This window comes from Pseudomonas sp. N-137 (assembly GCF_034555295.1).
In the GTDB taxonomy this organism is placed as follows: Bacteria; Pseudomonadota; Gammaproteobacteria; order Pseudomonadales; family Pseudomonadaceae; genus Aquipseudomonas; species Aquipseudomonas rhizophila.
In genome coordinates this window covers 103,072-126,453 of the sequence record NZ_JAXUDQ010000015.1, presented here as the reverse complement: position 1 = coordinate 126,453, position 23,382 = coordinate 103,072, and the positions used below count along the sequence as shown (strand labels likewise).

General features: G+C 61.7%; 19 protein-coding genes. 4 read left to right on the top strand and 15 right to left on the bottom strand.

Annotated elements, in window-relative coordinates; all coding sequences use genetic code 11:
- Positions 1-20: 20 nt before the first annotated feature.
- The 8 genes from T3A99_RS14360 to T3A99_RS14325 form a co-directional block, all read right to left on the bottom strand.
- Positions 21-1,073, bottom strand: coding sequence for a Gfo/Idh/MocA family oxidoreductase (locus T3A99_RS14360; protein ID WP_322834499.1), 1,053 nt, complete (start codon positions 1,071-1,073; stop codon positions 21-23).
- 219 nt (positions 1,074-1,292) lie between these two features.
- Entirely contained in the window at positions 1,293-2,303 is a 1,011-nt protein-coding gene (locus T3A99_RS14355) for a Gfo/Idh/MocA family protein (RefSeq protein ID WP_076385262.1), read from the bottom strand.
- 29 nt (positions 2,304-2,332) lie between these two features.
- Positions 2,333-4,264 carry a 3D-(3,5/4)-trihydroxycyclohexane-1,2-dione acylhydrolase (decyclizing) gene (gene iolD, locus T3A99_RS14350; RefSeq protein WP_160892452.1) on the bottom strand — a complete coding sequence of 644 codons (1,932 nt, stop codon included), beginning with the start codon at positions 4,262-4,264 and terminating at the stop codon, positions 2,333-2,335.
- Between the two features lie 166 nt (positions 4,265-4,430).
- Positions 4,431-5,252: a TIM barrel protein gene (locus tag T3A99_RS14345; protein ID WP_047230201.1), complete on the bottom strand. Its 822-nt coding sequence runs from the start codon at positions 5,250-5,252 to the stop codon at positions 4,431-4,433.
- A 30-nt stretch (positions 5,253-5,282) separates the two neighbouring features.
- Positions 5,283-6,785 carry a CoA-acylating methylmalonate-semialdehyde dehydrogenase gene (locus tag T3A99_RS14340; protein ID WP_047230200.1) on the bottom strand — a complete coding sequence of 501 codons (1,503 nt, stop codon included), beginning with the start codon at positions 6,783-6,785 and terminating at the stop codon, positions 5,283-5,285.
- A gap of 30 nt (positions 6,786-6,815) precedes the next feature.
- Positions 6,816-7,625 carry a 5-deoxy-glucuronate isomerase gene (gene iolB / locus T3A99_RS14335; RefSeq protein WP_047230199.1) on the bottom strand — a complete coding sequence of 270 codons (810 nt, stop codon included), beginning with the start codon at positions 7,623-7,625 and terminating at the stop codon, positions 6,816-6,818.
- Positions 7,622-8,515: a myo-inosose-2 dehydratase gene (iolE, locus tag T3A99_RS14330; protein WP_047230198.1), complete on the bottom strand. Its 894-nt coding sequence runs from the start codon at positions 8,513-8,515 to the stop codon at positions 7,622-7,624. Before iolE ends, iolB begins: the two co-directional genes overlap by 4 nt.
- Positions 8,516-8,674: 159 nt before the next feature.
- Positions 8,675-10,612, bottom strand: coding sequence for a bifunctional 5-dehydro-2-deoxygluconokinase/5-dehydro-2-deoxyphosphogluconate aldolase (locus T3A99_RS14325; protein ID WP_322834498.1), 1,938 nt, complete (start codon positions 10,610-10,612; stop codon positions 8,675-8,677).
- 313 nt (positions 10,613-10,925) lie between these two features.
- Between T3A99_RS14325 and T3A99_RS14320 the strand changes: the two genes are divergently transcribed.
- Positions 10,926-11,846 (top strand): MurR/RpiR family transcriptional regulator, encoded by a 921-nt coding sequence (locus T3A99_RS14320; RefSeq protein WP_047230196.1) that lies wholly within the window; start codon positions 10,926-10,928, stop codon positions 11,844-11,846.
- 29 nt (positions 11,847-11,875) lie between these two features.
- Positions 11,876-12,487: a glutathione S-transferase gene (locus T3A99_RS14315; protein ID WP_188251652.1), complete on the top strand. Its 612-nt coding sequence runs from the start codon at positions 11,876-11,878 to the stop codon at positions 12,485-12,487.
- A gap of 287 nt (positions 12,488-12,774) precedes the next feature.
- Here the strand turns inward: T3A99_RS14315 and hcnC are convergent, their stop codons facing one another.
- Genes hcnC through hcnA form a run of 3 tightly spaced genes read right to left on the bottom strand, consistent with a single transcriptional unit; the run spans position 12,775 to position 15,771 of the window.
- Positions 12,775-14,049, bottom strand: a complete 1,275-nt coding sequence (hcnC, locus tag T3A99_RS14310) for a cyanide-forming glycine dehydrogenase subunit HcnC (RefSeq protein WP_322834497.1) — start codon at positions 14,047-14,049, stop codon at positions 12,775-12,777.
- Complete coding sequence (gene hcnB / locus T3A99_RS14305) at positions 14,042-15,451, bottom strand: cyanide-forming glycine dehydrogenase subunit HcnB (RefSeq protein ID WP_076385274.1); 1,410 nt, start codon at positions 15,449-15,451, stop codon at positions 14,042-14,044. Before hcnB ends, hcnC begins: the two co-directional genes overlap by 8 nt.
- The gene (hcnA, locus tag T3A99_RS14300) at positions 15,448-15,771 is read right to left on the bottom strand and encodes a cyanide-forming glycine dehydrogenase subunit HcnA (RefSeq protein WP_076386697.1); all 324 of its coding nucleotides are present in this window, start codon (positions 15,769-15,771) and stop codon (positions 15,448-15,450) included. Before hcnA ends, hcnB begins: the two co-directional genes overlap by 4 nt.
- Positions 15,772-16,051: 280 nt before the next feature.
- Here hcnA and T3A99_RS14295 point away from each other — a divergent pair, with 280 nt between their 5' ends.
- Both T3A99_RS14295 and T3A99_RS14290 read left to right on the top strand, forming a co-directional pair.
- Positions 16,052-16,735, top strand: coding sequence for a response regulator transcription factor (locus T3A99_RS14295; RefSeq protein ID WP_047230191.1), 684 nt, complete (start codon positions 16,052-16,054; stop codon positions 16,733-16,735).
- Complete coding sequence (locus tag T3A99_RS14290; RefSeq protein ID WP_076385276.1) at positions 16,713-18,098, top strand: sensor histidine kinase; 1,386 nt, start codon at positions 16,713-16,715, stop codon at positions 18,096-18,098. The genes T3A99_RS14295 and T3A99_RS14290 overlap by 23 nt, the downstream gene beginning before the upstream one ends.
- 41 nt (positions 18,099-18,139) lie before the next feature.
- On the opposite strand, the gene T3A99_RS14285 is transcribed toward T3A99_RS14290, so the two are convergent.
- The 4 genes from T3A99_RS14285 to T3A99_RS14270 all read right to left on the bottom strand — a co-directional run bounded on the left by T3A99_RS14285 (position 18,140) and on the right by T3A99_RS14270 (position 23,150).
- Positions 18,140-18,388: a DUF1652 domain-containing protein gene (locus tag T3A99_RS14285; protein WP_047230189.1), complete on the bottom strand. Its 249-nt coding sequence runs from the start codon at positions 18,386-18,388 to the stop codon at positions 18,140-18,142.
- Between the two features lie 242 nt (positions 18,389-18,630).
- A complete protein-coding gene (locus tag T3A99_RS14280) occupies positions 18,631-20,118 on the bottom strand; it encodes a helix-turn-helix transcriptional regulator (RefSeq protein ID WP_281459322.1) in 1,488 nt (495 codons plus the stop codon).
- A gap of 117 nt (positions 20,119-20,235) precedes the next feature.
- On the bottom strand, positions 20,236-21,519 hold the full coding sequence (locus T3A99_RS14275) for a Zn-dependent hydrolase (protein ID WP_047230187.1): 1,284 nt from the start codon (positions 21,517-21,519) through the stop codon (positions 20,236-20,238).
- A 152-nt stretch (positions 21,520-21,671) separates the two neighbouring features.
- Complete coding sequence (locus T3A99_RS14270; protein ID WP_047230186.1) at positions 21,672-23,150, bottom strand: NCS1 family nucleobase:cation symporter-1; 1,479 nt, start codon at positions 23,148-23,150, stop codon at positions 21,672-21,674.
- Positions 23,151-23,382: the final 232 nt, after the last annotated feature.

Below are 23,382 nucleotides of genomic sequence, written 5' to 3'. Positions count from 1 at the left end.
TATCAACTCATTTTAGAATTTTATTCGTTTTTTATTCCATGGCCGACAGACGTGGCCAAAACCACCACTTCGCCCTGCTCGGCGCTCAGCCTTGCAGCGTCGAGGATGCGAGTGGTCGCCAGGGCATCACGGGCCTCCACCGGCAAAGGACCAACGCCTTGCAACGCGGTTTGCAGACGCTGGTAGAACGTCATCCAGCAGCCGCGCTCCGATGCCACACGCTCGCGCTCGCTGCCTTGCTCGAACCAGCCCCAGCGCCGATGCTCTTCGCTCCCCCAGCGCTCACCCTCGGTCGCCGGGCTCAACCCGGCCAGCGCCTGGGCCTCCTGGCCGTCCAGGCCCTCGACGGTGTAGCAGCCTCCGGTGCCGCTGACCCGAAAGCGCGGGCGCGGTGCGTTTTGCAGGCAACTGCCGCTCAGGTGGGAAAGCACGCCGCTGGCATGGGTCAGGGAGATAAAAAAGCCGTTGTCGAACACCTGCCCGGGTTGCCGGTAATCCAACTCGGCGTAAACCCTGGTCACCGGGCCGAACAGTTGCAGCGCCTGGTCCACCAGATGGCTACCCAGGTCCCGCAGAAACCCGCCGCCGCTACCTTTGCCGACCGATGTTGGCGAATAACGCTCGACGCTGGACTCAAAGCGAATGACCTGCCCCAGCGCACCGGACTCCAGCAGTTTGCGCAAAGTCAGGTAGTCCGAATCCCAGCGGCGGTTCTGATACACGGTCAGCGGCACGTTGTGCTGCTCGGCGGCCAGCACCATCGCCTCGGCCTGTGCGGCATCAAGGGCGAAAGGTTTGTCGCTGACCACTGCAATACCCAGTTCAATGGCCTGCATGACCACGGCCGGGCGACCGTCCAGCGGCGTGGACACCACCACCGCATCGACGCCTGCGGCCACCAACTGTTCGAGGGTATCGAAGGCTTGGGCGTGCGGGTGCTCGCTCGCCAGTTGCTGGCGCCGCTCAGCGGACCGCGTCACCACGCCGACAAACGTAGCCCCGGGCAGACTGCTGATCAGCGGTGCATGGAAAAACCGTCCGCCCTTGCCGTAGCCCACTAGTCCGATTCGCATGAAAGCTCCTGGTTAATCACTGAATGAATGCAACCCCTGTGGGAGCTGAGCTTGCTCGCGATGGCGGTGGATCAGCTTGCATTGATGCTGAGTGTGCCGCCGTCATCGCGAGCAAGCTCGGCTCCCACAGGCGCTCTTGGCTGCTCACAGATTCGGCGTCCGCCACCGAATCCTTGTGGGAGTACCTTCAGGTCAATCCGCTCCCACAGCGGATTGTGGTTAGCCGTAGAAACGCGGGCGTTCGGGCAGTTCGACCTTGACGATCTGCCCACTCTGCTGCGCTTGAACACAGGCATCCGCCGCCACTGCCGCGGCGAACCCGTCCCAGGCCGACGGCCCGCCCACCTGTCCGGCGCGCACGCCGTCGATGAAAGCCTGCAATTCGACGTCGTAGGCCGCGATGAAACGATCCTTCCAATCCATCAGGATCGCATTGGACAGCTTGGCGCCACTGCGCAGTTGCACCTGGGACGGCTCCGGGAGTTTGGCGATGCCCGTCTCCCCCACCACTTCGCACTGGATGTCGTAGCCATATTGGCAATTGACGAAAACCTCCACATCGATGCGCGTGCCCTTGGCGGTTTCCAGTAACACGATCTGCGGATCGCGCAGGTGCGCCAGCGCCTTGCTGGTCTTGCGCGGGAATACCACCTGCACCGAAACGTAGTCATCGGCCAGCAGCCAGCGCAGCACATCCAGCTCATGGATCAGTGTGTCGGTGATCGCCATGTCGGTCTTGTAGTTCTCCCCCACGCTCGGATTGCGATGCGCGCAGTGCAGCATCAGCGGTTCACCGATCTGACCGCTGTCGATCACCGCCTTGAGCGCTCGATAGCCTTCATCGTAAGGGCGCATGAAACCGACCTGAACCAGCCGCTTGCCATGGGCGACTTCGGCTTCGACGATCTTGCGACAGCCTTCGGCCGTGACCGCCAGGGGCTTTTCACAGAACACCGGTTTACCCGCCGCGATTGCCGCCAGCACGAACTCTTCGTGGCTCGGCCCCCAGGAGGTGACCAGGACCGCCTCAACGTCCGGCGCATTGATCAAGGCATGGCCGTCGGGATACACCTCGGCGGTCAGTTTCAAGTCGGCCAGCACCTTCGCCGCCTGGGCGAGGTTGATGTCGGTCACCGCCACCACCTGGCTGTTGAGCAAGGTCTGGCTGCAACGACGGATATGGTCCTGGCCGATGGCCCCGGTGCCGATGACGCCCAGCTTCAAAGACATGAAAAACTCCTTTCGTAGGGTTGGGGCTGTTAATACTGGCGAGCCTCGGCCAGTCGTTCATTGAGGGTTTGGGCGGCCGCATCGGTGCGCGCGCTGGTGGAGACTTGCGCCACGCCGACCCGCCACCAGGACAGGTAGCTGTGGATCATGGTCTTGGGCAAGACCTTGATATCGATGAGGGTCGAGACCGTTTGCAGCCGCGCATCGGCCAGGGCCGCGTGGAGTTCGTCGAGGGTCTTGACCTTGTAGGTCTTGCAGCCGTAGGCCGCCGCGCTCATGGCGAAGTCCACCGGCACGAAGCCGCCATCGAGCTTGCCGGTGTCCGGGTTGCGGAAGCGGAACTCGGTGCCGAAGCTGTCCATGCCGTTGCCCATCTGTAAATTGTTGATGCAACCGAACGTCATGTTGTCCAGCAGCACCACATTGATCTTGCGACGCTCCTGGATCGAGGTCGCCAGCTCCGAATGCAGCATCATGTAGGAGCCATCACCCACCAGGGCATAGACCTCTTTGTCGGGCTCGGCCAGCTTCACGCCCAGCGCCGCGTTTACCTCATAGCCCATGCACGAATAGCCGTATTCGACGTGATAGGTGTTGACCCCCTTGCTGCGCCAGCTGCGCTGCAAGTCGCCGGGCAGGCTGCCGGCGGCGGCAACGATGATCGCCTCATCGGCCAGGGCTTGGTTGAGGGTGCCCAGCACGCGGCTCTGGGTCAGGCAGGAACCGGTGAGTTCGATGAATTCACGAAACACCGCCGGGTCCAGGTGATCGTTGATCTCTGGGACGAAGTCCTGGGTCTGGAAGTCAGCCTGATAGATCCGGTCCACTTCGGCATCCAGTTGGGCTTTGGCATCAGTGATCTGCCCGCCCCATTCGGCACGATAGTCACCCATCGCGGCGGACAAAGCCTGCAGGCCTGAGCGCGCGTCGGCCAGCAGTTGCACACCGTCAAGCTTCAAGGCATCGCAAGGGCTGATGTTGAGGTTGAGAAACTGCACATCCGGATGCTGGAACAGCCATTTGGACCCGGTGGTGAAATCGCTGTAGCGGGTGCCGATACCAATGATCAGGTCCGCTTCCTTGGCCAGCAGGTTCGCCGCCAGGCAACCGGTTTCACCGACGCCTCCGACGTTCAGTGGATGACTGGACACCACCGCACTCTTGCCGGCCTGGGTCTCGGCAAAGGGGATTTCGAAGCGCTCGGCAAAAGCCTGCAACGCTGCGTTGGCTCCGGCGTATTTCACCCCGCCGCCGCAGATGATCAGCGGCTTGCGCTTGCCCTTGAGCAGCGCCTGGGCATCGCCGAGCATGGCTTCGGTGGCCGGGCGACGGTCGATGCGGTGAACGCGCTTTTGCAGAAAGTAATCGGGGTAATCGTAGGCTTCGGCCTGCACGTCCTGGGGCAACGCCAGGGTCACCGCGCCGGTTTCGGCCGGGTCGGTGAGCACGCGCATGGCGTGGATCGCGGCGCTCATCAGTTGCTCGGGGCGGTTGATGCGATCCCAGTATTTGCTCACGGCCTTGAACGCATCGTTGGTGCTGATGCTCAGGTCATGGAACTGTTCGATCTGCTGCAGCACCGGATCCGGTTGGCGGCTGGCGTAGACATCACCAGGCAACAGCAGCAACGGGATACGATTGGCCGTCGCGGTGGCGGCGGCGGTCAGCATGTTCGCCGCGCCGGGGCCGACCGACGAAGTACAGGCGTAGATTTTGCGGCGCAGATGCTGCTTGGCGAAACCGATGGCAGCGTGGGCCATGCCCTGCTCGTTGCGCCCCTGATGGACCACCAGGTCACCGCTGTCCTGCTCCAGCGCCTGACCCAGGCCCAGCACATTGCCGTGGCCAAAAATCGTAAAGACCCCGGCGACGAATTTGCTCTGGACGCCATCGACCTCGACGTACTGGTTATCGAGGAATTTCACCAGGGCCTGGGCCATGGTCAGTCGTGTTGTGGTCATGCTTGCACCTTGTCTGGAATGCAAATTTGGCGGCTGGCTCAGTCCACTGTGGGAGCGAGTTTGCTCGCGATAACAGTATTTCAGGCGACTTATCTGTTGAATGTGCTGCCGCCATCGCGAGCAAGCTCGCTCCCACAGGGGGGCTTCGTCATTCTTGAAAGTCGGGTCAGGCCTGGGAGCTTTGCAGGTGATTCATGCTCGCCCCCAATGCCTGGCGGATGTCGGCCAGTTCATGAATGCTCTGGGCAAAGGGTTCGAAGGACAGGTAGCCCTCGTAACCACCGGCCCGCAACGCCTCGATCTGCGCGGCATTGCCGAGAATGTCGGCCTCGCCCACCAGCACGCGGTGGCCGTCGCGGATGGTCGTCAAGGGTGCCTGGGCATCCTCGACACCGGAGATGTGCACCAGCCCGGTCAGCTCGGGGAAAAATTCCTGCTCACCGGCCAGGTGATGATGAAAGGTGTCATGCACCAGACGGAACACATCCAGCCCGCCAATGGCCTTGATCGCTTCCACTGCCGTGCGCTTGCGTCGCAGCGAACACTCTTCAAACCCCAACGGCTCGATGAAACCGTAGATGCCGAAAGCCCGCAGGATCGGCGCCAGCTCACTGAGGGCCGTACGCAGCCCCGCGGCGCGTTCGGCCTCGCCGCGCGGGTCGTCGCGCTCGTTGAGCGGGCACATCACCAGCCCCTCGGCGCCGCATTCGCGAGCATAGTCGGCCAGCCGCACGGCTTGGGCACGGCGCTCCTCGTTCCATACGTCGAAGGGATACAACGCGTTGATCGACAACACCTTGATGCCCCGCTCCTCGCACAACTCACGCACCTGTGTCGGTGGCATGCCGTTTTCGATCTCGACGCCCTTCAGATCGTTGCGGATCTCGATGGCATCGGTTTTCAGCGCCAGCGCCAGGTCAATGAAATCGGGCAGTGACAGGCGCGGAGCAACCATTCGGTTCAAGGCAAAACGCAGGGGCTTGTTCATTGTTGTTATCCCTCCGGCATTCATAAACGGTTATTGGGCAGTCGGCATGCTGAACTCGGGGCCCTTGGCGATGCTGTCGGGCCAGCGCTGCATCACGCTTTTGTAGCGGCTGTAAAAGCGCAAACCTTCTTCACCGTAGGCATGGTGATCGCCAAACAGCGAGCGCTTCCAGCCGCCAAAGGAATGCCAGGCCATGGGCACTGGAATCGGCACGTTGATGCCCACCATACCGACCTTGATGCTGCGGGCAAACGCCCGGGCAATGCCGCCGTCACGGGTGAAGCAGGACACGCCGTTGCCGAACTCGTGAGCATTGATCAAGGCCACGGCGCTGGCGAAATCCGCCACGCGAACGATGCCCAGCACCGGGCCGAAGATCTCTTGCTGGTAGATGCTCATCTGGGCGGTGACCTGGTCGAACAGCGTCGCGCCGACAAAGAACCCCTGCTCGGCCCCCGGCACCTTGAAACCACGGCCGTCGACGATCAGGCGCGCGCCCTCGGCGACCCCGGCGTCGATGAAGCCTTCGACCTTGGCCTTGTGCTCGGCGGTCACCAGCGGCCCCATGTCGGTGCCGGGTTGCTGGCCGTTGCCGATCTTCAACTGATCGATGCGCGGCAACAGTTTGGCAATCAATTCATCGCCCACGTCCCCCACCGCTACGGCAATGGAAATCGCCATGCAGCGTTCACCGGCCGAGCCGTAGGCCGCGCCGATCAATGCGTCCGCCGCCTGGTCGAGGTCGGCGTCGGGCATGACGATCATGTGATTTTTCGCCCCGCCAAGCGCCTGCACGCGCTTGCCGTTCGCCGTGCCCTGCTGGTGGATGTACTCGGCAATCGGCGTGGAGCCGACGAAAGAAATCGCCTCGATGTGCGGGTGCTGCAACAGCGCATCTACCGCCACTTTGTCGCCCTGGACCACGTTGAACACACCGTCCGGCAACCCGGCCTCCGTCAACAGCCGAGCCATCAGCAAACTGGCGGACGGGTCACGCTCCGAAGGCTTGAGGATGAAACAGTTACCGGCGACCAGTGCCAGGGGAATCATCCACAGCGGCACCATCACCGGAAAATTGAACGGCGTGACTCCGGCACACACACCCAAGGGCTGGCGCAGGTTCCAGTTGTCGATGCCGCCGCCGATGTTGTCACTGAAATCGGTCTTGAGCAGGTTCGGCGCGCCGCAGGCGTACTCGACGATCTCGATGCCGCGGGTGACTTCGCCATGGGCGTCGGATAGCACCTTGCCGTGCTCGCGACTGATGATCTGCGCCAGTTCGTCGTGATGGCGGTCGAGCAATTCCTTGAACTTGAACATCACCCGCGAACGGCGCAATGACGATTGCTCGGACCAGCCCGGGAATGCCGCCAGCGCCGAGGTCACCGCGGCCTCGACGGTGCCCGGTTCGGCCAGCGCCACCCGGGCCTGTATCGCGCCGGTGGCCGGGTTGAAGACGTTGCTGAACCGCACCGTGTCGCTGTCCTGCACTCGACCGTTGATGTAATGGCCTACTACCGGGGCATCGCTCATTGTTCTTGTTCTCCGTGCAAAGGGTGGAAATCAGAGATCAAGCAGCCAACTGTGCTGCGGATCGTTATGGAACTGCCAGACCCGCTTCGGGCCGGCCATGACGTTCAGGTAATACGACTCGTACCCGTAGGGCACGCTGACCGGGTGGTAACCCTTGGGCACCACCACCAGGTCGCTGTTTTCCACGGCCATGGCCTGGTCGATGCTGCGGTCGTCGGTATAGACCCGCTGGAACACGAAGCCCTGGGACGGGTTGACCTGGTGGTAATAGGTTTCTTCCAGGAAGCTCTGGTGCGGCAGGTCGTCGGTGTCGTGCTTGTGGGGTGGGTAGCTCGACGAATGCCCCGACGGCGTGCGCACTTCCACCACCAGCAGCGAGTGGGCCGGCTCACTGTCGGGCAGGATGTCGCAGACATAGCGGGTGTTGGCACCCTTGCCGCGCACGCTGCGCTTCATGCTGTCCGGGCGGATCAGCCGTGGACCGTAACTGTTTTGCGCAGAACCCGGCGCAGCACACACGGCAATCTGTACATCGCTCAGAGCGGTGACCTGGGCCTGGCTGCCGGGCGGCAGATACGCGGCGTAGGGCGATTTATCCTCAAATACCGACTGGCGATCACCGAGGTTGTCCCAATCGAAGGCACCCTGCCCCGGTGCTTCACCCTTGAGGCTGATGCGCCCGCTGAGCAAGACCAGGCACAGTTCCTTGTCGGCGGCAGCCACCGGGAGCTTTTCACCAAGGCTCAAGCGGTAGGCGGCAAACCCGACATACTCCAGTTCGTCGGCGGGTAGCTGGACTATGGTCTGGCCGCTTGGCTGGCTTTTGATCAACAGGCTCATGACGCAGTCCTCTCTTGCAGCAAGGCGCGCAGGGTGTCGTAGCCTTTCTTGGCGTAGGCATAACTCGGTGCCACGGCCGGATCCTGTTCGGCTTCGACCACCAGCCAGCCGTGATAGTCGGCGGCAAGCAGCACGTCCAGCAACGCGGCAAAGTCGATGTCACCATCACCCGGTACGGTGAAGGTGCCGTTGACGATGCAGTCGGGGAAACTCCAGAGGTTGTTGCGCGCCAGTTGCACCACAGGCTTGCGCACGTCCTTGAAATGCACATGGCAAATGCGCTCGATGTGCTTGCGCAACACCTGCAAGGGTTCGCCGCCGCCCATGTAACAGTGGCCCGAGTCAAACAGCAGGCCAACCTCACTGCCGGTCAGGGCCATCAGTTTGTCGATGTCCGAAGGCGATTCGACATAGGCGCCCATATGATGGTGATACGCCAGGCGCACACCCCGGGACAGGGTGAAGCGCGCCAGTTCGGTGAGTTTTTCGGCATAGTCTTGCCAGGCTTCGTCCGTGTGAAAACGCGGTCGCTCGATCAGTGGGATGCGCTGGCCTTGAATGGAATCGGCCACCTCGCCGTACACCAGCACCGTCGCACCGTTTTGCGCGAGCAACTCGACATGGCTGGCGATGGCATCGATCTCTTCGGCCGCCGAGCGCCGGGCCAGACGACTGGAATACCAGCCGGAGACCAGCGCCAGGTCATAGGGCCGCAGCACATCGCCAACGCCCTTGGCATCCTTGGGAAATTTGCCGTTGAGCTCGAAACCTTCGTAACCGATTTCCTTGCCTTCGCTCAGCGCCGTACTCAACGGCGTCTCGCCACCCAGCGATGGCAGATCGTCGTTGCTCCAGGAAATCGGGTTGATGCCAATTCGAATTGCGGGCATGGCTGCACCTTTTATTGTTTTTACCTAACCATTGAAGGCGGCGATGAACCCTGTGGGAGCGAGCCTGCTCGCGATAGCGGTGTGTCAGGCGACTTAATATTGACTATCAGTCCGCTATCGCGAGCAGGCTCGCTCCCACAGGATCAGTGTTCACAGCGTCTAACTTCGCGCAGCACGCCACGCCTCGATCAACTCCACAAACCTACCCTGCACCTGCCGGATCAACGTTTCATCGTCGATTTCCCCGGCCAGCCAGGCACGACTCGGTTCCTGGAAGATTGTCCGTCCCACGGCAAATCCACGGCAGGTTGTGCTCTGGCTGGCCTGGCGGAAACCCTCGGCCAGCACGGAGGCCGGGGCGTTGAGGCCCAGCAGTACCACACCTCGGCAATAGGGATCACGCTGTTGAATCAGCTCATCGAGTTGTTTCCATTCGTCGGCCGTCTGGGCTTCGATTTTCCACCAGGCCGGGAAGATGCCCAGGTTGTAGAGGCGTTTGAGGGCGCGATACAGCACGTCCGGGTGCGGCGACGGATGATCCTTGGGTGGAATGACTTCCAGCAGCAGTTCATGACCGCTGACCTGGGACGCCTGATACAGCGCCATGAGTTGCGCCTCCTGTTCCAGGCGCAGCAGCGGTTCGTCGTCGGGGTGAAATTGCACCAGGCACTTGATGATCTGTTCCTGTGGCCAGGCGATCAGGTTGCTGCCGATAGAGCGCCCATGTTCGAACGCCAGCGGCCGCGAACCCTGCACCTCCACTGGCCGGGCAACCCACCAGTCACGTCCAGTGGCGGCGTTCAGCGAGTCCTGGCCGAAACGTTGGTCGGCCAGCAGACCGACATCGGCCTCGATGCCCTGACGTTTCAGGTCGGCTTCGACCCGTTCCACGGCCTGGATGAACAGTTGCTTGAGTTCGCTGATAGCGCCCAGCTCACGCCCGCCTTTGTGGGCCAGTTCCACCAGTTGCCAGCGATGATCGAAGGCAAAAATGAACAGTTGCTTCCACTGTTTGCGCGGCACGCTGACCTGATGCAGACGTTGCAATGCCGCGTCTCGATCCGGCCGGGTAATCGGCACCGGGCTATTGAACAGATAGTCGAGTTCAGCCCGGGTCGGCATCGCTGGCGCACAGGCATGTCGCGACACCACCAGGCCACCGCAGGCATTGGCCAGCTGGCAGCAGCGTTCATCACTGGCGTCCTCCAGCCAACCGGCGAGAAAGCCCGACATGAACGCATCACCTGCACCTAATACATTCAGGACTTCGACACGAACCCCGGGATAGATGGCGCCATCTTCAAGTCGGTTAGGGATGGTGCCGTGGATCACCGTGCAACCTTGCGGGCCGAGCTTGACCACCAAGGTCGCCGCCGTCAGCGAGCGCACGGTACGCAACGCGCTCAGCAGATCTTCGCTGCCGCCGGCGATCAGGAATTCTTCTTCGGTGCCGACGATCAGGTCGAAACGCGGCAGGATGCTTTGCACGTGCTGGCTGACTTTCTGGTCGGCGACGAAACGGGTTTCCCCATCGGCCTTGCCCGCCAGGCCCCAGAGCACCGGGCGATAATCGATGTCCAACACGCGTTTGACGTTGTGTTTCTCGGCGTAATCCAACGCCTGGGTGCTGGCCTTGTAGACACTTTCGGTAGAGAAATGCGTGCCGGTGATCAGCAGCGCCTTGCTGGAGGCAATGAACGTTTCATTGATGTCTTCGGCGCGCAGCGCCATGTCGGCGCAGTTTTCCCGGTAGAACACCAGGGGAAAGGTTTCCCGGTCCTTGATACCCAGCAGGACCATGGCCGTCAGGCGTTCAGGGTCGACCTTGATGCCACTGACATCGCAGCCTTCGCGGGCCAGGGACTCCACCAGGAAACGGCCCATATGATCGTCCCCTACCCGGCTCAGCATCGCCGACCTGAGCCCTAACCGCGCGGTGCCGAAGGCGATGTTGGCCGACGAGCCACCCAGGTATTTGGCGAAACTTGCGACATCTTCCAGGCGCGCTCCGACTTGCTGCGCGTAGAGGTCGACGCCCAGGCGTCCCAGGCAGATCACATCCAATTGACGCCCACTGGCAAAACGAGTCTGGCCCATGCTGGCTCCTGTTATTTTTATCAGCCCGCGCTTGCCACCGAAACCGGCGCCAACGCTCTTGGTGGATGCAGACTAAAACGAGCAGCGGCCAACAATCAATAATTATTCTATAAATTTTTTACGTGGAATATTTTTTCCAATACGCTATCACTGGAGCGCGCCAGACGCGGTGCATCGTTTCAGCAGGTGCCGCAACGTTGTCTGCTCATGATTTTCCCCGTGCCTACGCTGTAGACTGCGATCAGCCAACCTATTGTCGAGGGCCGGCCCTTTTCCCGGGCCGCCCTATAAGAACAAGCCAGAAGGATTTTCTATGACCCGCCCCGATCTGCCGGCGCCGTCCGAGAGCGCGTCCGAACCCGCCCTTTCAAGCCCACCGATCAATGCCGAGCGCCTGCTGCAACTGATTACCGACGAGTATGAAAGCCTGCCGCGACAGCTCAAACGCATCGCCAGCTACATGAGCCAGCAAAGCGACCGGATCATGGTCGATCGCATCAGCGACATTGCGCGCGAATGCGAAGTGCATCCGTCGGCCATCGTGCGGTTTTCCCAGCGTTTCGGCTTCAGCGGGTTCAGCGAAATGCAGGCCTTGTTTCGCGAGGCCTATACCCACAAGACCACGCCGGTGCAAAACTACCAGCAGCGCATCCGCAGCATGATCGCCAACAAGTCGCAGAAAGCCAGCGGCGGCGACCTGGCGCGCGAATGCGTCAACGCCACCCTCTCGGGCATCGAGCGTCTGGGCCTGGAGCTGGACGATCAAGCCTTCGACAAAGCCGTAGACCTGGTGGTCAACGCCGACAACATCTATGTGGTCGGCGTGCGACGCTCGTTCGCGGTGGCCGATTACCTGGTCTATAACCTGCAACACACCAACAAGCGCATCCATCTGGTGTCCGGCCTGGGGGGCAGTTATCGCGAGCAAATGCGCAGCGTGCGGGCCAACGACCTGGTGATCGCGATCAGCTTTACGCCCTACGGCAAGGAAACCCAGCACTGCCTGCGCATTGCCCAGCATCATCAGGCCAAGACGCTGATCATCACCGACAGCAACCTGTCGCCCCTGGCCAAACGGGCCAATGCGGTACTGTTGGTGAACGAAGGCAGCTCTTTCGCCTTCCGCTCGTTGAGTGCCACGTTGTGCCTGTGCCAGGCGTTGTTCATCGCCGTGGCTTACCGACTGGAACTCAAGGTCGATGAAATCCATGAACAGGTCGGGTTCGAGGATTAACCCCGCAAGATTCTTCTGAAGGAGACGTCATGAAACTGATCGGCATGCTGGACTCGCCCTACGTGCGACGCGTCGCCATTTCCGCCAAGTGCCTGGGGGTTGCCCTGGAACACGAGTCCGTTTCGGTGTTCAGGCATTTCGAACAGTTCCAGCGCATCAACCCGGTGGTCAAGGCACCGACCCTGGTGCTCAACGATGGCAACGTGCTGATGGATTCCACATTGATCATCGACTACCTCGAGGCCTTGGCCGCGCCGGGCAAAAGCCTGATGCCGGTCGACAGTGGGCAACGGCTGCGCGCATTGCGCGTGATTGGCCTGGCCCTGGCGGCGTGCGAGAAGTCAGTGCAGATCTACTACGAACGCAACCTTCGGCCGACAGAAATCCAACACGCCCCCTGGGTCGAACGCGTGGAAGGCCAACTGGCGGCGGCCTATGACATGCTCGAACAGGAACTGGTGAAACAGCCCCTGACCACCGATGGCACCCTCGATCAGGCGGGCATCACCGTGGCAGTGGCCTGGAGCTTCACCAACCTGGTGGTGCCGGATCAGGTGCAGGGCAAGTCATTTCCATCGATCAGCGCGTTTACCGCCTATGCCGAAGGGTTGGAGGCGTTCGCCAGCACGCCGATGGTATAGCGGACGAGCGCGGCTTGTGTGGGAGCGGGCTTGCTCGCGAAGACGGTGGCAAACTCAACATCATCGTCTCAGATAGACCGCTATCGCGAGCAGGCTCGCTCCCACAGTTGGTTCCTGAGTGACCATCGGATGAGGACCCCCCAGATCTATGTGGGAGCGAGCCTGCTCGCGATAGCGGTGGGTCAATCAACATCAATGGCACTGATCCGACGCCATCGCGAGCAGGCTCGCTCCCACAGTTTGGGGCCGGGGGACTGCAAAATTTGTGTTCGGCACAAAGAGTTGCTTCAAGTCAGCTCCATTTCCTTTGGCTTTACCACCGGCGCCACCTCGAAGCGATCCGCCAGGAACGGCGTGATGTCCAGCGGCAAGGGCTCGTTGTTCACCAGTTTGTCCAGCAACACTCCAGTGATGGCCGAGGTCAGGATGCCGGTGCGAAAGTGCCCACAGGCATTTAGGTACCCTTCAATGCCGCGCATCGGGCCCAGGATGGGCAACTCATCAGGTGAGCCGGGGCGCAAACCGGCCCAGGTGCGTTTCAGGTTGACGTCGGCCAACTGCGGTATGCAGCGCATCGCGCCCTGCACCAGCCCCTCGATTTCCGGGTAGGTGGTGGTCACGTCGAAACCCTTGTCCTCGGTGGTACTGCCGATGAGGATCTCGCCGTTGTCCTTTTGCGCGACATAGCAGTCGCTGGTGGTCAGGCACCCGTTGAGGATCTTCGGCATGCGTTCGGTCAGCAGGATTTGCCCCTTGACCGGCTTGACCGGGATTCGCACACCGGTGGCCTGCTCGCTCAGGTCCGCCGCCCAGGCACCGGCGGCATTGATCAGCGTCCGGCAGTTGAATGTCCCGGCTTCGGCGGTTCTCACCCCCGTCACCCGCGCACCGTCTCGAAGTACCTGCGCCACGTTGGTGTTGAAGAACATATCGACGCCGTTCTGCCGGGCGCCCTCGGTGTAGGCATCGGCCAGCCGGAACGGGCTGACCTGATGGTCGCACAGAAACTCCAGCGCGCCCCGGGCCTCATGGCTGACATTCGGCTCAGCCTCGCGCAGGGCGGCCTGATCGAGCCAGCGTACCTGATCGGCCAGGTGGGGAATGCAGGCGACGATGTGCTCGGCATACAAACGGTCTTCATCGTCGTAGATCACGAACTTGAGCCCGGTCTCCTCGAACTTGAAGTCCATGCCGTGGTTGTCCATCAGCTCGCGGTGCAGTCGGGGATACATCGCGTTGGACTGCAAGGCGAAATCGAAGAACGACTGGGGCAGGATGTGCGGCGTGCTGGCGTCCACCGCCACGGCGGCGCCCTGGGCCTGGCGCTTGCGGTTGGCCGACATCATCCGAAAGAAAATCACCCCGCAGCCCAGGCCCACGGATTCACCGATGGCCCACAGGCCGCCGGCCGAAGCGCGGGTGGCGTTGCCGGGGCGCTTGGCGTCGATCAAGGCGATCTTCAAATGCTTGCGTTTGGACAGTTGATAGGCACAGGACGCACCGATCACGCCCCCGCCGACGATAACGACATCATAGTGCTTGAGGTCTGAATGCTCAGTCATGCCGGAGGGCCTCCGTGCCGACGTTCTGAAAGGCTGAAAAGGGAATCGGGTCGATGGGGAAACGCGGCCGCAGCCAGCCAACGTCGGCACGCCCGGTGGCCTGGCGCAGGCGATCACTGCAATAGCCCACGCACATCCGCCCCTGACAGTCACCCATGCTCACGCGGGTGCGCATTTTCAGGCTGGCCATGTCTTGCACGCCCTGCTCCAGGGCGCGGTCGATGTCGGCGCGGGTCGCGTGTTCGCAGCGACAAATGACCGTGTCGGCGGTCGGCAACGCGGTTTGTCCGGCGCCGCGTTGCGTGTAGCGGTCCACGGCGGCGCGAAAGCGAATGATCCGGTCCAGTTGCGCCCTATACCGGTCGCGGTACTCCAGGGCAGTGGAGCAATCCAGCAGGTCGGCCTGCATCAGGATCGACAGTGCGGCGATGCGCCCGCTCAACATGGCGGCTTCGCCACCGCGAATCCCGCCCACGTCGCCGGCCAGGTGAATGTGCGCCTCGCTGCTTTGCTGCCAAGCATCGGACACTGCCCGCAAATAACCGTCATCGATGAAGCCATGCTCCAGGCCCATCTGCTGGCTCAATTGGGTGCGCGGGATGAAACCATAGCCGACTGCCAGCGTCTGGGCCGGGACCTGTTCGGCTCGTTCGAGGTCGGGCTCCCAGGTACTGGAATACGGTGCAACGGTGACGATGTCCAGCTCGCCCTCGCCGTTGGCCTGTACCACTCCCCAGCCATAACGCACGGGGATGCGATGCAGTTTGAGATAAGCCAGCATGCTCAGGCCGTCGAGGAACAATTGTGGTTTGTTCAGCAATGCCAGGCTTTCCCTGGCGATCTTGCCGAAGGCACAAGCCTCATAGACGCCCGCCACGGCCACGCCCGAAGCGTGAAGTTGACAGGCCACCAGCGGCAGCAACGGGCCTGTACCGGCGATCACCACCGGCCCCGGCGGCTTGACCGCTCCGCTCTTGATCTGCAATTGCAGACCACCGAGCAGCATCACCCCCGGCAGTGTCCAGCCAGGGAACGGCACGCTGCGCTCGTGACAACCGGCCGCCAGCACCAGGTGGGAATAGCTGACCTCGCGCAGTTGTTCATCGGCGTTCAGCAGCATCAGCGCCTTGAACCCTTCGGCGCCGATGACGCGGTGGTTGAGTTGCACATCGATCAGCCCGGCGTAGCGCTGGAACTCACCGTGGAGTTTGTTCAGGGCTTCGCTGTAGCGCGGCCCGAGGTAATCCAGGCTCACCCCGTCGCGCAGCGGCCCGCGGTAGACCACGCCACCCAGGCGCGGCGCTTCTTCGAGCAGGGTGCAACGCACCCCGTGGGTGGCCAGCTCGATGGCCGCGGCCATACCCGCCGGCCCGCCGCCGACAATCACCGGATGGAGGTTCATGGTGCCTCCCTTTCGGCGATGCGATTGGCCCGGGTTTCGATTTGCATGCCGGGACGCACTTGGGTCTGGCAGGCGCGGCGCTTGTGGCGGCCGTCGATCTTGACCAGGCAACATTGGCACACGCCCATGCCACAGTATGCGCCACTGAGTTGGTCGTGATCGTTGCGTGCTACCTGGCGCTGGCCCAGGGCCTGAATGACGCTGAGGACGGTTTCACCTTGGGCCGCGCTGACGGACTGCCCGTCCAGGTGCACCGTCATGTCGGCCTGCTGCAGCGGCTGGATATCAAATTTTCGGCGTAGAAGGTCTTGAGGTTGCATCATGTTGCTCTTCCTTGAAGGTTCAGTGAGGTCTCGGCTCCTTGCGGCACACCATCACCGGTTCGTGTCAGTGCCCATCAGCGACAGCGCGCCAAAGCAGGGCAACGGACGCAGCATGATGGTGCGCACTAAATTTATGTTAGGGATTATTTGTGACCAAGTGTTGATCCAGGCCAGTGAATACCGCTGTCGGCGTCCATGAACATTTTTTCAGAAAGCCGACAGCTATTTTTTGGCAGAATGCTGCGCAATGGCTTCAATTTCTCACCCGGTACCGCCCATGAACCGCATTTTGACCATCGAAGACGACGCCGTGACCGCCCGTGAAATCGTCGCCGAACTAACCCGCAATGGCCTGGATGTCGACTGGGTCGACAACGGCCGCGAGGGCCTGGAACGGGCGGTGAGCGGCGATTACGACCTGATCACCCTGGACCGCATGCTGCCCGAACTCGACGGGCTGGTGATCGTGACGACCTTGCGCACCATGGGCGTGGCCACGCCCATCCTAATGATCAGCGCCCTCTCCGATGTGGACGAGCGGGTACGCGGCCTGCGGGCCGGTGGCGACGATTATCTGACCAAGCCGTTCGCCACCGACGAGATGGCCGCCCGGGTCGAAGTCCTGCTACGACGCAACAACGGTGCCCGCGAGCCGGAAACCGCACTGCGGGTGGCCGACCTGGAACTCAACCTGATCAGCCGCGAAGCCAGCCGCAACGGGCAACTGCTCAGCCTGCTGCCCACCGAATACAAGCTGCTGGAGTTCCTGATGCGCAACAGCGGCCAGATCCTCTCGCGCATGATGATTTTCGAAGAGGTCTGGGGCTATCACTTCGATCCCGGCACCAACCTGATCGACGTCCATATCGGCCGCCTGCGCAAGAAAATCGACCCGCCGGGCCTGGAACCGCTGATTCGCACGGTACGAGGTTCCGGCTATGTCATTGCTGAACCCCGCTAAGGGCTGGCGCTCCTCCAGCAGTCGCCTGCTGGCGCTGTACAGTTCGCTGTTCGTGCTCTGGAGCGCGGTCCTGATGGGGGTGATGTATTACGAAGTGTTCGGTTACCTCGACAGCCTTGCCAAGCACTCCCTGATGCAGCGTCAGCACCTGTTCGCACGTATCCATGGCGATCAGTTGGAAGATGCTCTCATGGCCAGCCTGACCCTGGATGAACGCGGCGTCGACGCCTACGGCCTGTTCGATCCGCAATTGCGCCACTTGAGCGGACCGATCCGGCACGTCCCCCCCGATCTGCCGCTGGACGGCAATATTCATATGCTCGGCGGCTGCGTCGATTCCAGGGATCCAGGTATTCCTTCCGACAGTTGCGACGCGGTGGCGACCCGGACCCAGGACGGCCGCTGGTTGGTCCTGGCGCGGGACAACGGCTCGCTGTTCGCTGTCACGCGCATCATTCTGCACGCGTTGTTCTGGGGCGTGTCCCTGACCATTTTGCCGGGCATTGCCGGCTGGCATCTGTTGCGTCGGCGACCGTTGCAACGCATCCGCAAACTGCAGGCCAGTGCCGAGGCCATCGTGGCCGGTGACCTGACCCATCGCCTGCCGCTGTCGAGCCGTCGCGATGAGCTGGACATGCTGGCGGCAATCGTCAACGCCATGCTCGATCGTATCGAACGCTTGATGAACGAGGTCAAGGGCGTGTGCGACAACATCGCCCATGACCTGCGCACCCCGCTGACTCGCCTGCGCGCCCAGCTTTATCGCATCCAGCAGCAAGCCCCGGACGGCTCGTCCGAGGCGTTGCAGATGGATCAGGTGATTGCCGAGACTGACACCCTGATGGCGAGGTTTCGGGGCTTGTTGCGGATTTCCGAGCTGGAAGACCAGCAACGACGCTCAGGGTTCGTGCGCCTCGATCCGTTGCAGTTGTTGCAGGAACTGCACGATTTTTATCTGCCGCTGGCCGAGGAGCGGGAACTGACCTTCACCCTCCAAGTACCCGCTGCCCTGCCCTTGCTCAACGGCGACCGGGCATTGCTGTTCGAGGCGGTGTCCAACCTGCTGAGCAACTCGATCAAATTCACCCCGCCGGGCGGTGAGGTGATCCTGCGTGGCGTTGATCAGGGCGACAGCAGCCGCATCGAAGTACTCGACTCCGGGCCCGGAATCCCCGAGGCGGAGCGCAAGGCTGTGTTTCGCCGCTTCTACCGCGCCGAGGGCAGCAGCCAGCAGAGCGGCTTTGGCCTGGGACTGTCGATCGTCGCGGCGATTGTCAACTTGCACGGGTTCACGCTGGAAGTGGGCAGCAGCGAGCAAGGCGGCGCTCGGCTGGCACTCGATTGCCGGGCGACGCTGCTGTAGGTAGCGGCTACCAAGTTCAGCGGAAATGTTCAGCGGATCACTCAGGCGGGGTCACTTCGATACAGCGGGGTATTTTCAAGCTCATACCGCAACTCATCGATCAGCTTTGCCAGGCTTTCTTCCGAGCGGACGCTGTCGACGCTCATGCCACTCACCACCAGATCCACCTCCCCGCTTTCGCGGTGATACAGACGTACGGTAAGGGTTCCGTCGCCGTTGAGGCTGCATTCGCAGGCCAGTGGCTTGAAGCTTTCTTCGAGTCGGGCGCGCAGGGGGGCCAGTAGGGTCATCCGTTGCTCCTCAGCGCTGTAGCCGTGAGCGACCGGCGGGCAACTGCGGGCTCATAGGCCCGGCAAGCGTCCTGGCGATTGCACGATTGATTCGTTCACTGCTCATTGTGGCGTGTTCCTTGACTGTTTCGTGGGGGACGCGGCATTGCGCAGAGAATGCCGCACCCTCACAGCCTAAGGAGCCAACGGCGCGGGCAAAACCCGAATTTGCACCAGCACGCCCGGTGCATTTGCACTGGCCATCATGGTGCCTTCATTCGCCACTCGTTGGCGAACAAACCACGTTCGCGCGCCCAGACGATTGCCTCGCTGCGGCTGTGAACATCGAGTTTGGAGTACAGCGTCGCCACATGATTGCGCACGGTATTGGGGGCCAGCTTCAAGCGCGCGGCGATTTCCTTGTCGGCCAGGCCCTGGCAGATCAGCCCCAGCACATCACGCTCCCGGGCTGTGAGCTCGGTAAATGAAGTGCTGGGCAACTGGGCGTTGATGCTCTTCACATTGGCCAGTTTTTCGATCAGGGTCCGACTGAACCAGGAGGCATCTTTCATCACCTCTTCGATGGCCGCCACCAGTTCCAGCTCCGAGCGTTTGCGTTCGGTGATGTTCATCAACACCAGCAAATAACACGGCTTGTCCTGAATGACGACAGTATCGGCTGCCATCTCGCAGTCGATCTGTTCCCCACCTTTTTTGTGAACCTTGACGTCGACGCTGGACACGGTTGCGGTTTTTTCCAGCGTGGCAAACAGTGCGGCGCAGGCATCCGCGTCGAGAAAGCCGATTTCCTCCACGGTTTTGCCCAGCAGTTCTTCACTGGCGTAACCGCTGGTCTGGAGAAAGGCTTCGTTGATCTCCAGCAATTGCTGTTCGGCGCTGCACACCAGGGTTGGCACGGGCGTGAGACGGAACGATTTGGCAAAGCGCTCCTCACTCTGGCGCAACGCCGTTTCGGCCTTGCGGCGCGGCTCCATGTCCATGAAGGAAAACAGCATGCAGTCTTCGTCATGCAGGTCATCCAGCGGCTGGCCCGCGACAATCACTTGCTTGCTGCCGCCCCCTGGCAGTTTCAACTCAGCCTGCATTTGCGGAATGGTCGCGCCCTGCCCCAGGCGCTCGATGGCCAAGTCACGTTTCTCGGCGGCCTCGAGCACATCCAGCTCATACACCGAACGCCCGATCACCTGCTCGCGGCTGTAGCCGGTCATTTCCAGAAAGCCTTGGTTGACCTTGATATAGCGCAAGTCACTGAGGCGGCAGATTACCGCTGGCGCCGGGTTGGCCGCGAAGGTTCTTTCAAAACGCTGCTCGGCGCTGGCCCACTCGGTGGCATCGCTGAGAATCAGCACCAGCAATTCCGCCTGGCCGCTACGGTCGGTCAGCACCATGCTGCGAATCCGATGAACCCAGGTGCGGTCCGGATCAGCCTCGGGCGTGACCTCCACCAATACATCGCTGAACTCATCGCCACGGGCGACCCGAGCAATGGGGTAGTTGTCCGCGGTCAGCGGGTGGTTGTTGCGATAACGCAAATTGAACCGCTGGGCGTATTCCTCGGCGTTGGCCCCCAGCGCCTTGAGGTCAGTGACCCCGTGCATGGTCAACGCCGCTTCGTTGGCCCAGGCGATGGTCTGATCGACTTCGATCAACATCACCCCGTCAGACAGCCCGGCGATGATCTGCAGCAGTTGACGACGATTGGTATCGGTAGTCGGGACATCCTGGCTCATCGGGTCTCCATGTGGTCAGAGGAGCATGGAGATTACGACCATTCGCGGCGATGACACGTTCCCCTATAGGAACTGTCGAGTGCAACGAGGCTGCGATCTTTTAATCCTCAAGCTGCTTCAAGCCGCCATGCGTCCCTCGGCAATTGCCTGTGAGGCGGCGAGCATCGCTCGCAGCAGCACCGCACACCCGGCGGCCAGATCATCCGGGGCGGCGTTTTCGATTTCGTTGTGGCTGATGCCGCCTTCGCACGGCACGAAGATCATCCCGGCCGGCCCCAGTTCGGCGAGGAAGATCGCGTCGTGGCCTGCACCGCTGACGATGTCCATATGGGACAGGCCCAGCCCTTGGGCAGCACCGCGCACAGCTTCGACACAACCCTTGTCGAAGTACAGTGGCGGAAAGTCGGCCGTAGGGGTCAGTTCATACGTCAGGCCGTGTTGCTGACAGGTGTCATCAATGACTTGCCTGACCTCGGCGATCATCGAATCCAGGCGTGCCGGCTCCAGGTGACGAAAATCCAGGGTCATGCGCACTTCGCCGGGGATGACATTGCGCGAACCGGGATAGGCTTGCAGGCAGCCAACCGTGCCGCAGGCATGGGGTTGATGGCCGAGGGCCGCGCGGTTGACGGCGCCGACGATGATCGAAGCACCGACCAAAGCGTCCTTGCGCAGGTGCATCGGGGTCGGGCCGGCGTGGGCTTCGACGCCCCGCAAGGTCAGATCGAACCACTTCTGCCCCAGTGCCCCCATCACCACACCGATGGTCTTGCGTTCGTCCTCCAGGATCGGCCCCTGCTCGATATGCGCCTCGAAATACGCCCCCACCGGATGCCCGCTGACCGGGCGTGGCCCGGCGTAGCCGATGGCATTGAGTGCCTGGCCGACGGTAATGCCCTCGGCGTCGGTCTTGGCCAGGGTCTCTTCGAGGGTGAACTTCTCGGCGAATACGCCGGAGCCCATCATGCACGGGGCGAAGCGCGAGCCTTCTTCGTTGGTCCAGACCACCACCTCCAACGGTGCTTCGGTTTCTATTTTCAAGTCATTGAGGGTGCGCAGCACTTCCAGGCCGGACAGCACACCGAAGCATCCGTCGAACTTGCCACCGGTAGGCTGGGTGTCGATGTGGCTGCCGGTCATCACCGGTGGCAGGTTCGGATTGCGCCCCGGCCGACGGGCGAAAATATTGCCCACCGCGTCAATGCTGACGGTGCAGCCGGCCGCCTCGGTCCATTGCACGAACAAGTCCCGGGCCTGGCGGTCCAGATCGGTCAGGGCCAGCCTGCACACCCCCCCCTTGACCGTGGCACCGAGCTGCGCCAGGTCCATGAGCGACTGCCACAAGCGGTCGCGATTGATGTGCTGTTGGGTGGACTGTAGAACGTCGACGGCTGCGTTCATGGGGGATCTCCAGTTTTTTCAGGCATTTTCTCGTTGTACTTGAGGCCGCTATCGCGAGCAGGCTCGCTCCCACAGGGGATCTGCTGTGCACACAGGCTTGCATTCCCCCCAATCCAGTGTGGGAGCGAGCCTGCTCGCGATGAGGCCCTCCTTTACACCGCAGTTTTAGCGATGGACGGGCTCGCCCGCATACTGCACAACCCGTAATAAATCACCCCGCCCAGTGCCGAGCCGGTGAACCAGCCGTAGCTGTAGAACCAGCTGAATGCGTCGCTGCCCAGCGACAACAGCGTCAGCACCACAGGCACGCCAAAGGCGATGAAGCCGTTCCAGTTCCAGGCCGGGTAGACGTCGTCGCGGTACAGCCCGGCCAGGTCCAGTTGTTGTTTCTTGATCAGGAAATAGTCCACCACCATGATCCCGGCAATCGGCCCCAGCAGGCTCGAATAGCCCAGCAGCCAGTTGGAATAGACCGACTCAAGGCTGACCTCGGAAACGATCAGACCGAGTTTCTTCAGCAGTTCGTGGGCCATCAGCGCCAGCCCTACCAGCCCGGTCAGCATCACCGCCTTGGTACGGCCGATCAGTTTTGGCGCCAGGTTCTGGAAGTCGTTGGTGGGTGAGACGATGTTGGCGGCGGTGTTGGTCGAGAGCGTGGCAATGATGATCAGCACCATGGCCAGTGCCACCCACAGCGGGCTCTGAATGTGTCCGATCAGGGTCACTGGGTCAGAGACGGTCACGCCCACCAGTTTCGCCGAGGCCGCCGTCATCACCACGCCGAGGGCGGCGAACAGGAACATGGTCAGCGGCAGGCCGATGATCTGCCCCACGATCTGGTCTTTCTGGCTCTTGGCATAACGACTGAAGTCAGGAATATTCAACGACAGCGTGGCCCAGAAACCCACCATCGCTGTGAGCCCTGCCAGGAAATAACTGGTCACGCCGGCACCTTCGGGCCGTTTGGCCGGCTGCGCCATCAGTTCGGTCAGGGAGACGTTGGGCAACGCCCACATCAGCAGGCCAACCCCCACCAGCACCAGCAGCGGCGCGGACAGGGTTTCCAGCCATTTGATCGACTCGGCACCGCGCAGCACCACCCACAGGTTCAGGACCCAGAACACCATGAAACCAATCACTTCGCCGGTGCCACCCAGGCTCTTCCAGCCCTCGAACACCGAGCCGAGAAACAGGTGAATCGCCAGCCCGCCGAACATCGTCTGGATTCCGAACCAGCCACACGCCACCAGCGCGCGGATCAGGCAGGGCACGTTGGAGCCGATGACGCCGAAGGAAGAGCGCAACAGCACCGGGAAGGGAATGCCGTATTTGGTCCCGGCAAAGGCGTTCAGGGTCAGGGGAATCAGCACGATGATGTTGGCGAACAGGATGGCCAGCAACGCTTCACCCACCGACAACCCGAAATAGGCCGTGAGCACGCCGCCCAGGGTGTAGGTCGGCACACAGATCGACATGCCGACCCATAACGCGGTGATGTGCCATTTATTCCAGGTTCGCTCATGCACCTGGGTTGGCGCGATGTCATGGTTGTAACGGGGGCTGTCGAGAACGTCGCTGCCGGCTTCAAGCTCGAATAACCCGTCGCGCTCGGTCACTGTTGATCTGGTCATGTCCGCTCCACTGTTTTCATTATTTTTGCTCATCGACTGGCGATGGCCGGAGTACTTGCATGTAAAGCGCGCGTTCTACCGGCGGCCCTGCCTGGCAGCGACAGCACTCAATAACTGTGCCGATTGCCTCGCCGGGTTGACCGGTTGAACGATATAACACCGACAACTTTATGATATTTAACGCTTTAATTTAATTTCATTGTCCGCTCGCACTGCGCGCCAGTGCCCTTGA

Coding starts and splice junctions, on each gene's coding strand:
- T3A99_RS14360 (WP_322834499.1), bottom strand. CDS start 1,073: ATGCGAATCGGACTAGTGGGCTACGGCAAGGGCGGACGGTTTTTCCAT.
- T3A99_RS14355 (WP_076385262.1), bottom strand. CDS start 2,303: ATGTCTTTGAAGCTGGGCGTCATCGGCACCGGGGCCATCGGCCAGGAC.
- iolD (WP_160892452.1), bottom strand. CDS start 4,264: ATGACCACAACACGACTGACCATGGCCCAGGCCCTGGTGAAATTCCTC.
- T3A99_RS14345 (WP_047230201.1), bottom strand. CDS start 5,252: ATGAACAAGCCCCTGCGTTTTGCCTTGAACCGAATGGTTGCTCCGCGC.
- T3A99_RS14340 (WP_047230200.1), bottom strand. CDS start 6,785: ATGAGCGATGCCCCGGTAGTAGGCCATTACATCAACGGTCGAGTGCAG.
- iolB (WP_047230199.1), bottom strand. CDS start 7,625: ATGAGCCTGTTGATCAAAAGCCAGCCAAGCGGCCAGACCATAGTCCAG.
- iolE (WP_047230198.1), bottom strand. CDS start 8,515: ATGCCCGCAATTCGAATTGGCATCAACCCGATTTCCTGGAGCAACGAC.
- T3A99_RS14325 (WP_322834498.1), bottom strand. CDS start 10,612: ATGGGCCAGACTCGTTTTGCCAGTGGGCGTCAATTGGATGTGATCTGC.
- T3A99_RS14320 (WP_047230196.1), top strand. CDS start 10,926: ATGACCCGCCCCGATCTGCCGGCGCCGTCCGAGAGCGCGTCCGAACCC.
- T3A99_RS14315 (WP_188251652.1), top strand. CDS start 11,876: ATGAAACTGATCGGCATGCTGGACTCGCCCTACGTGCGACGCGTCGCC.
- hcnC (WP_322834497.1), bottom strand. CDS start 14,049: ATGACTGAGCATTCAGACCTCAAGCACTATGATGTCGTTATCGTCGGC.
- hcnB (WP_076385274.1), bottom strand. CDS start 15,451: ATGAACCTCCATCCGGTGATTGTCGGCGGCGGGCCGGCGGGTATGGCC.
- hcnA (WP_076386697.1), bottom strand. CDS start 15,771: ATGCAACCTCAAGACCTTCTACGCCGAAAATTTGATATCCAGCCGCTG.
- T3A99_RS14295 (WP_047230191.1), top strand. CDS start 16,052: ATGAACCGCATTTTGACCATCGAAGACGACGCCGTGACCGCCCGTGAA.
- T3A99_RS14290 (WP_076385276.1), top strand. CDS start 16,713: ATGTCATTGCTGAACCCCGCTAAGGGCTGGCGCTCCTCCAGCAGTCGC.
- T3A99_RS14285 (WP_047230189.1), bottom strand. CDS start 18,388: ATGACCCTACTGGCCCCCCTGCGCGCCCGACTCGAAGAAAGCTTCAAG.
- T3A99_RS14280 (WP_281459322.1), bottom strand. CDS start 20,118: ATGAGCCAGGATGTCCCGACTACCGATACCAATCGTCGTCAACTGCTG.
- T3A99_RS14275 (WP_047230187.1), bottom strand. CDS start 21,519: ATGAACGCAGCCGTCGACGTTCTACAGTCCACCCAACAGCACATCAAT.
- T3A99_RS14270 (WP_047230186.1), bottom strand. CDS start 23,150: ATGACCAGATCAACAGTGACCGAGCGCGACGGGTTATTCGAGCTTGAA.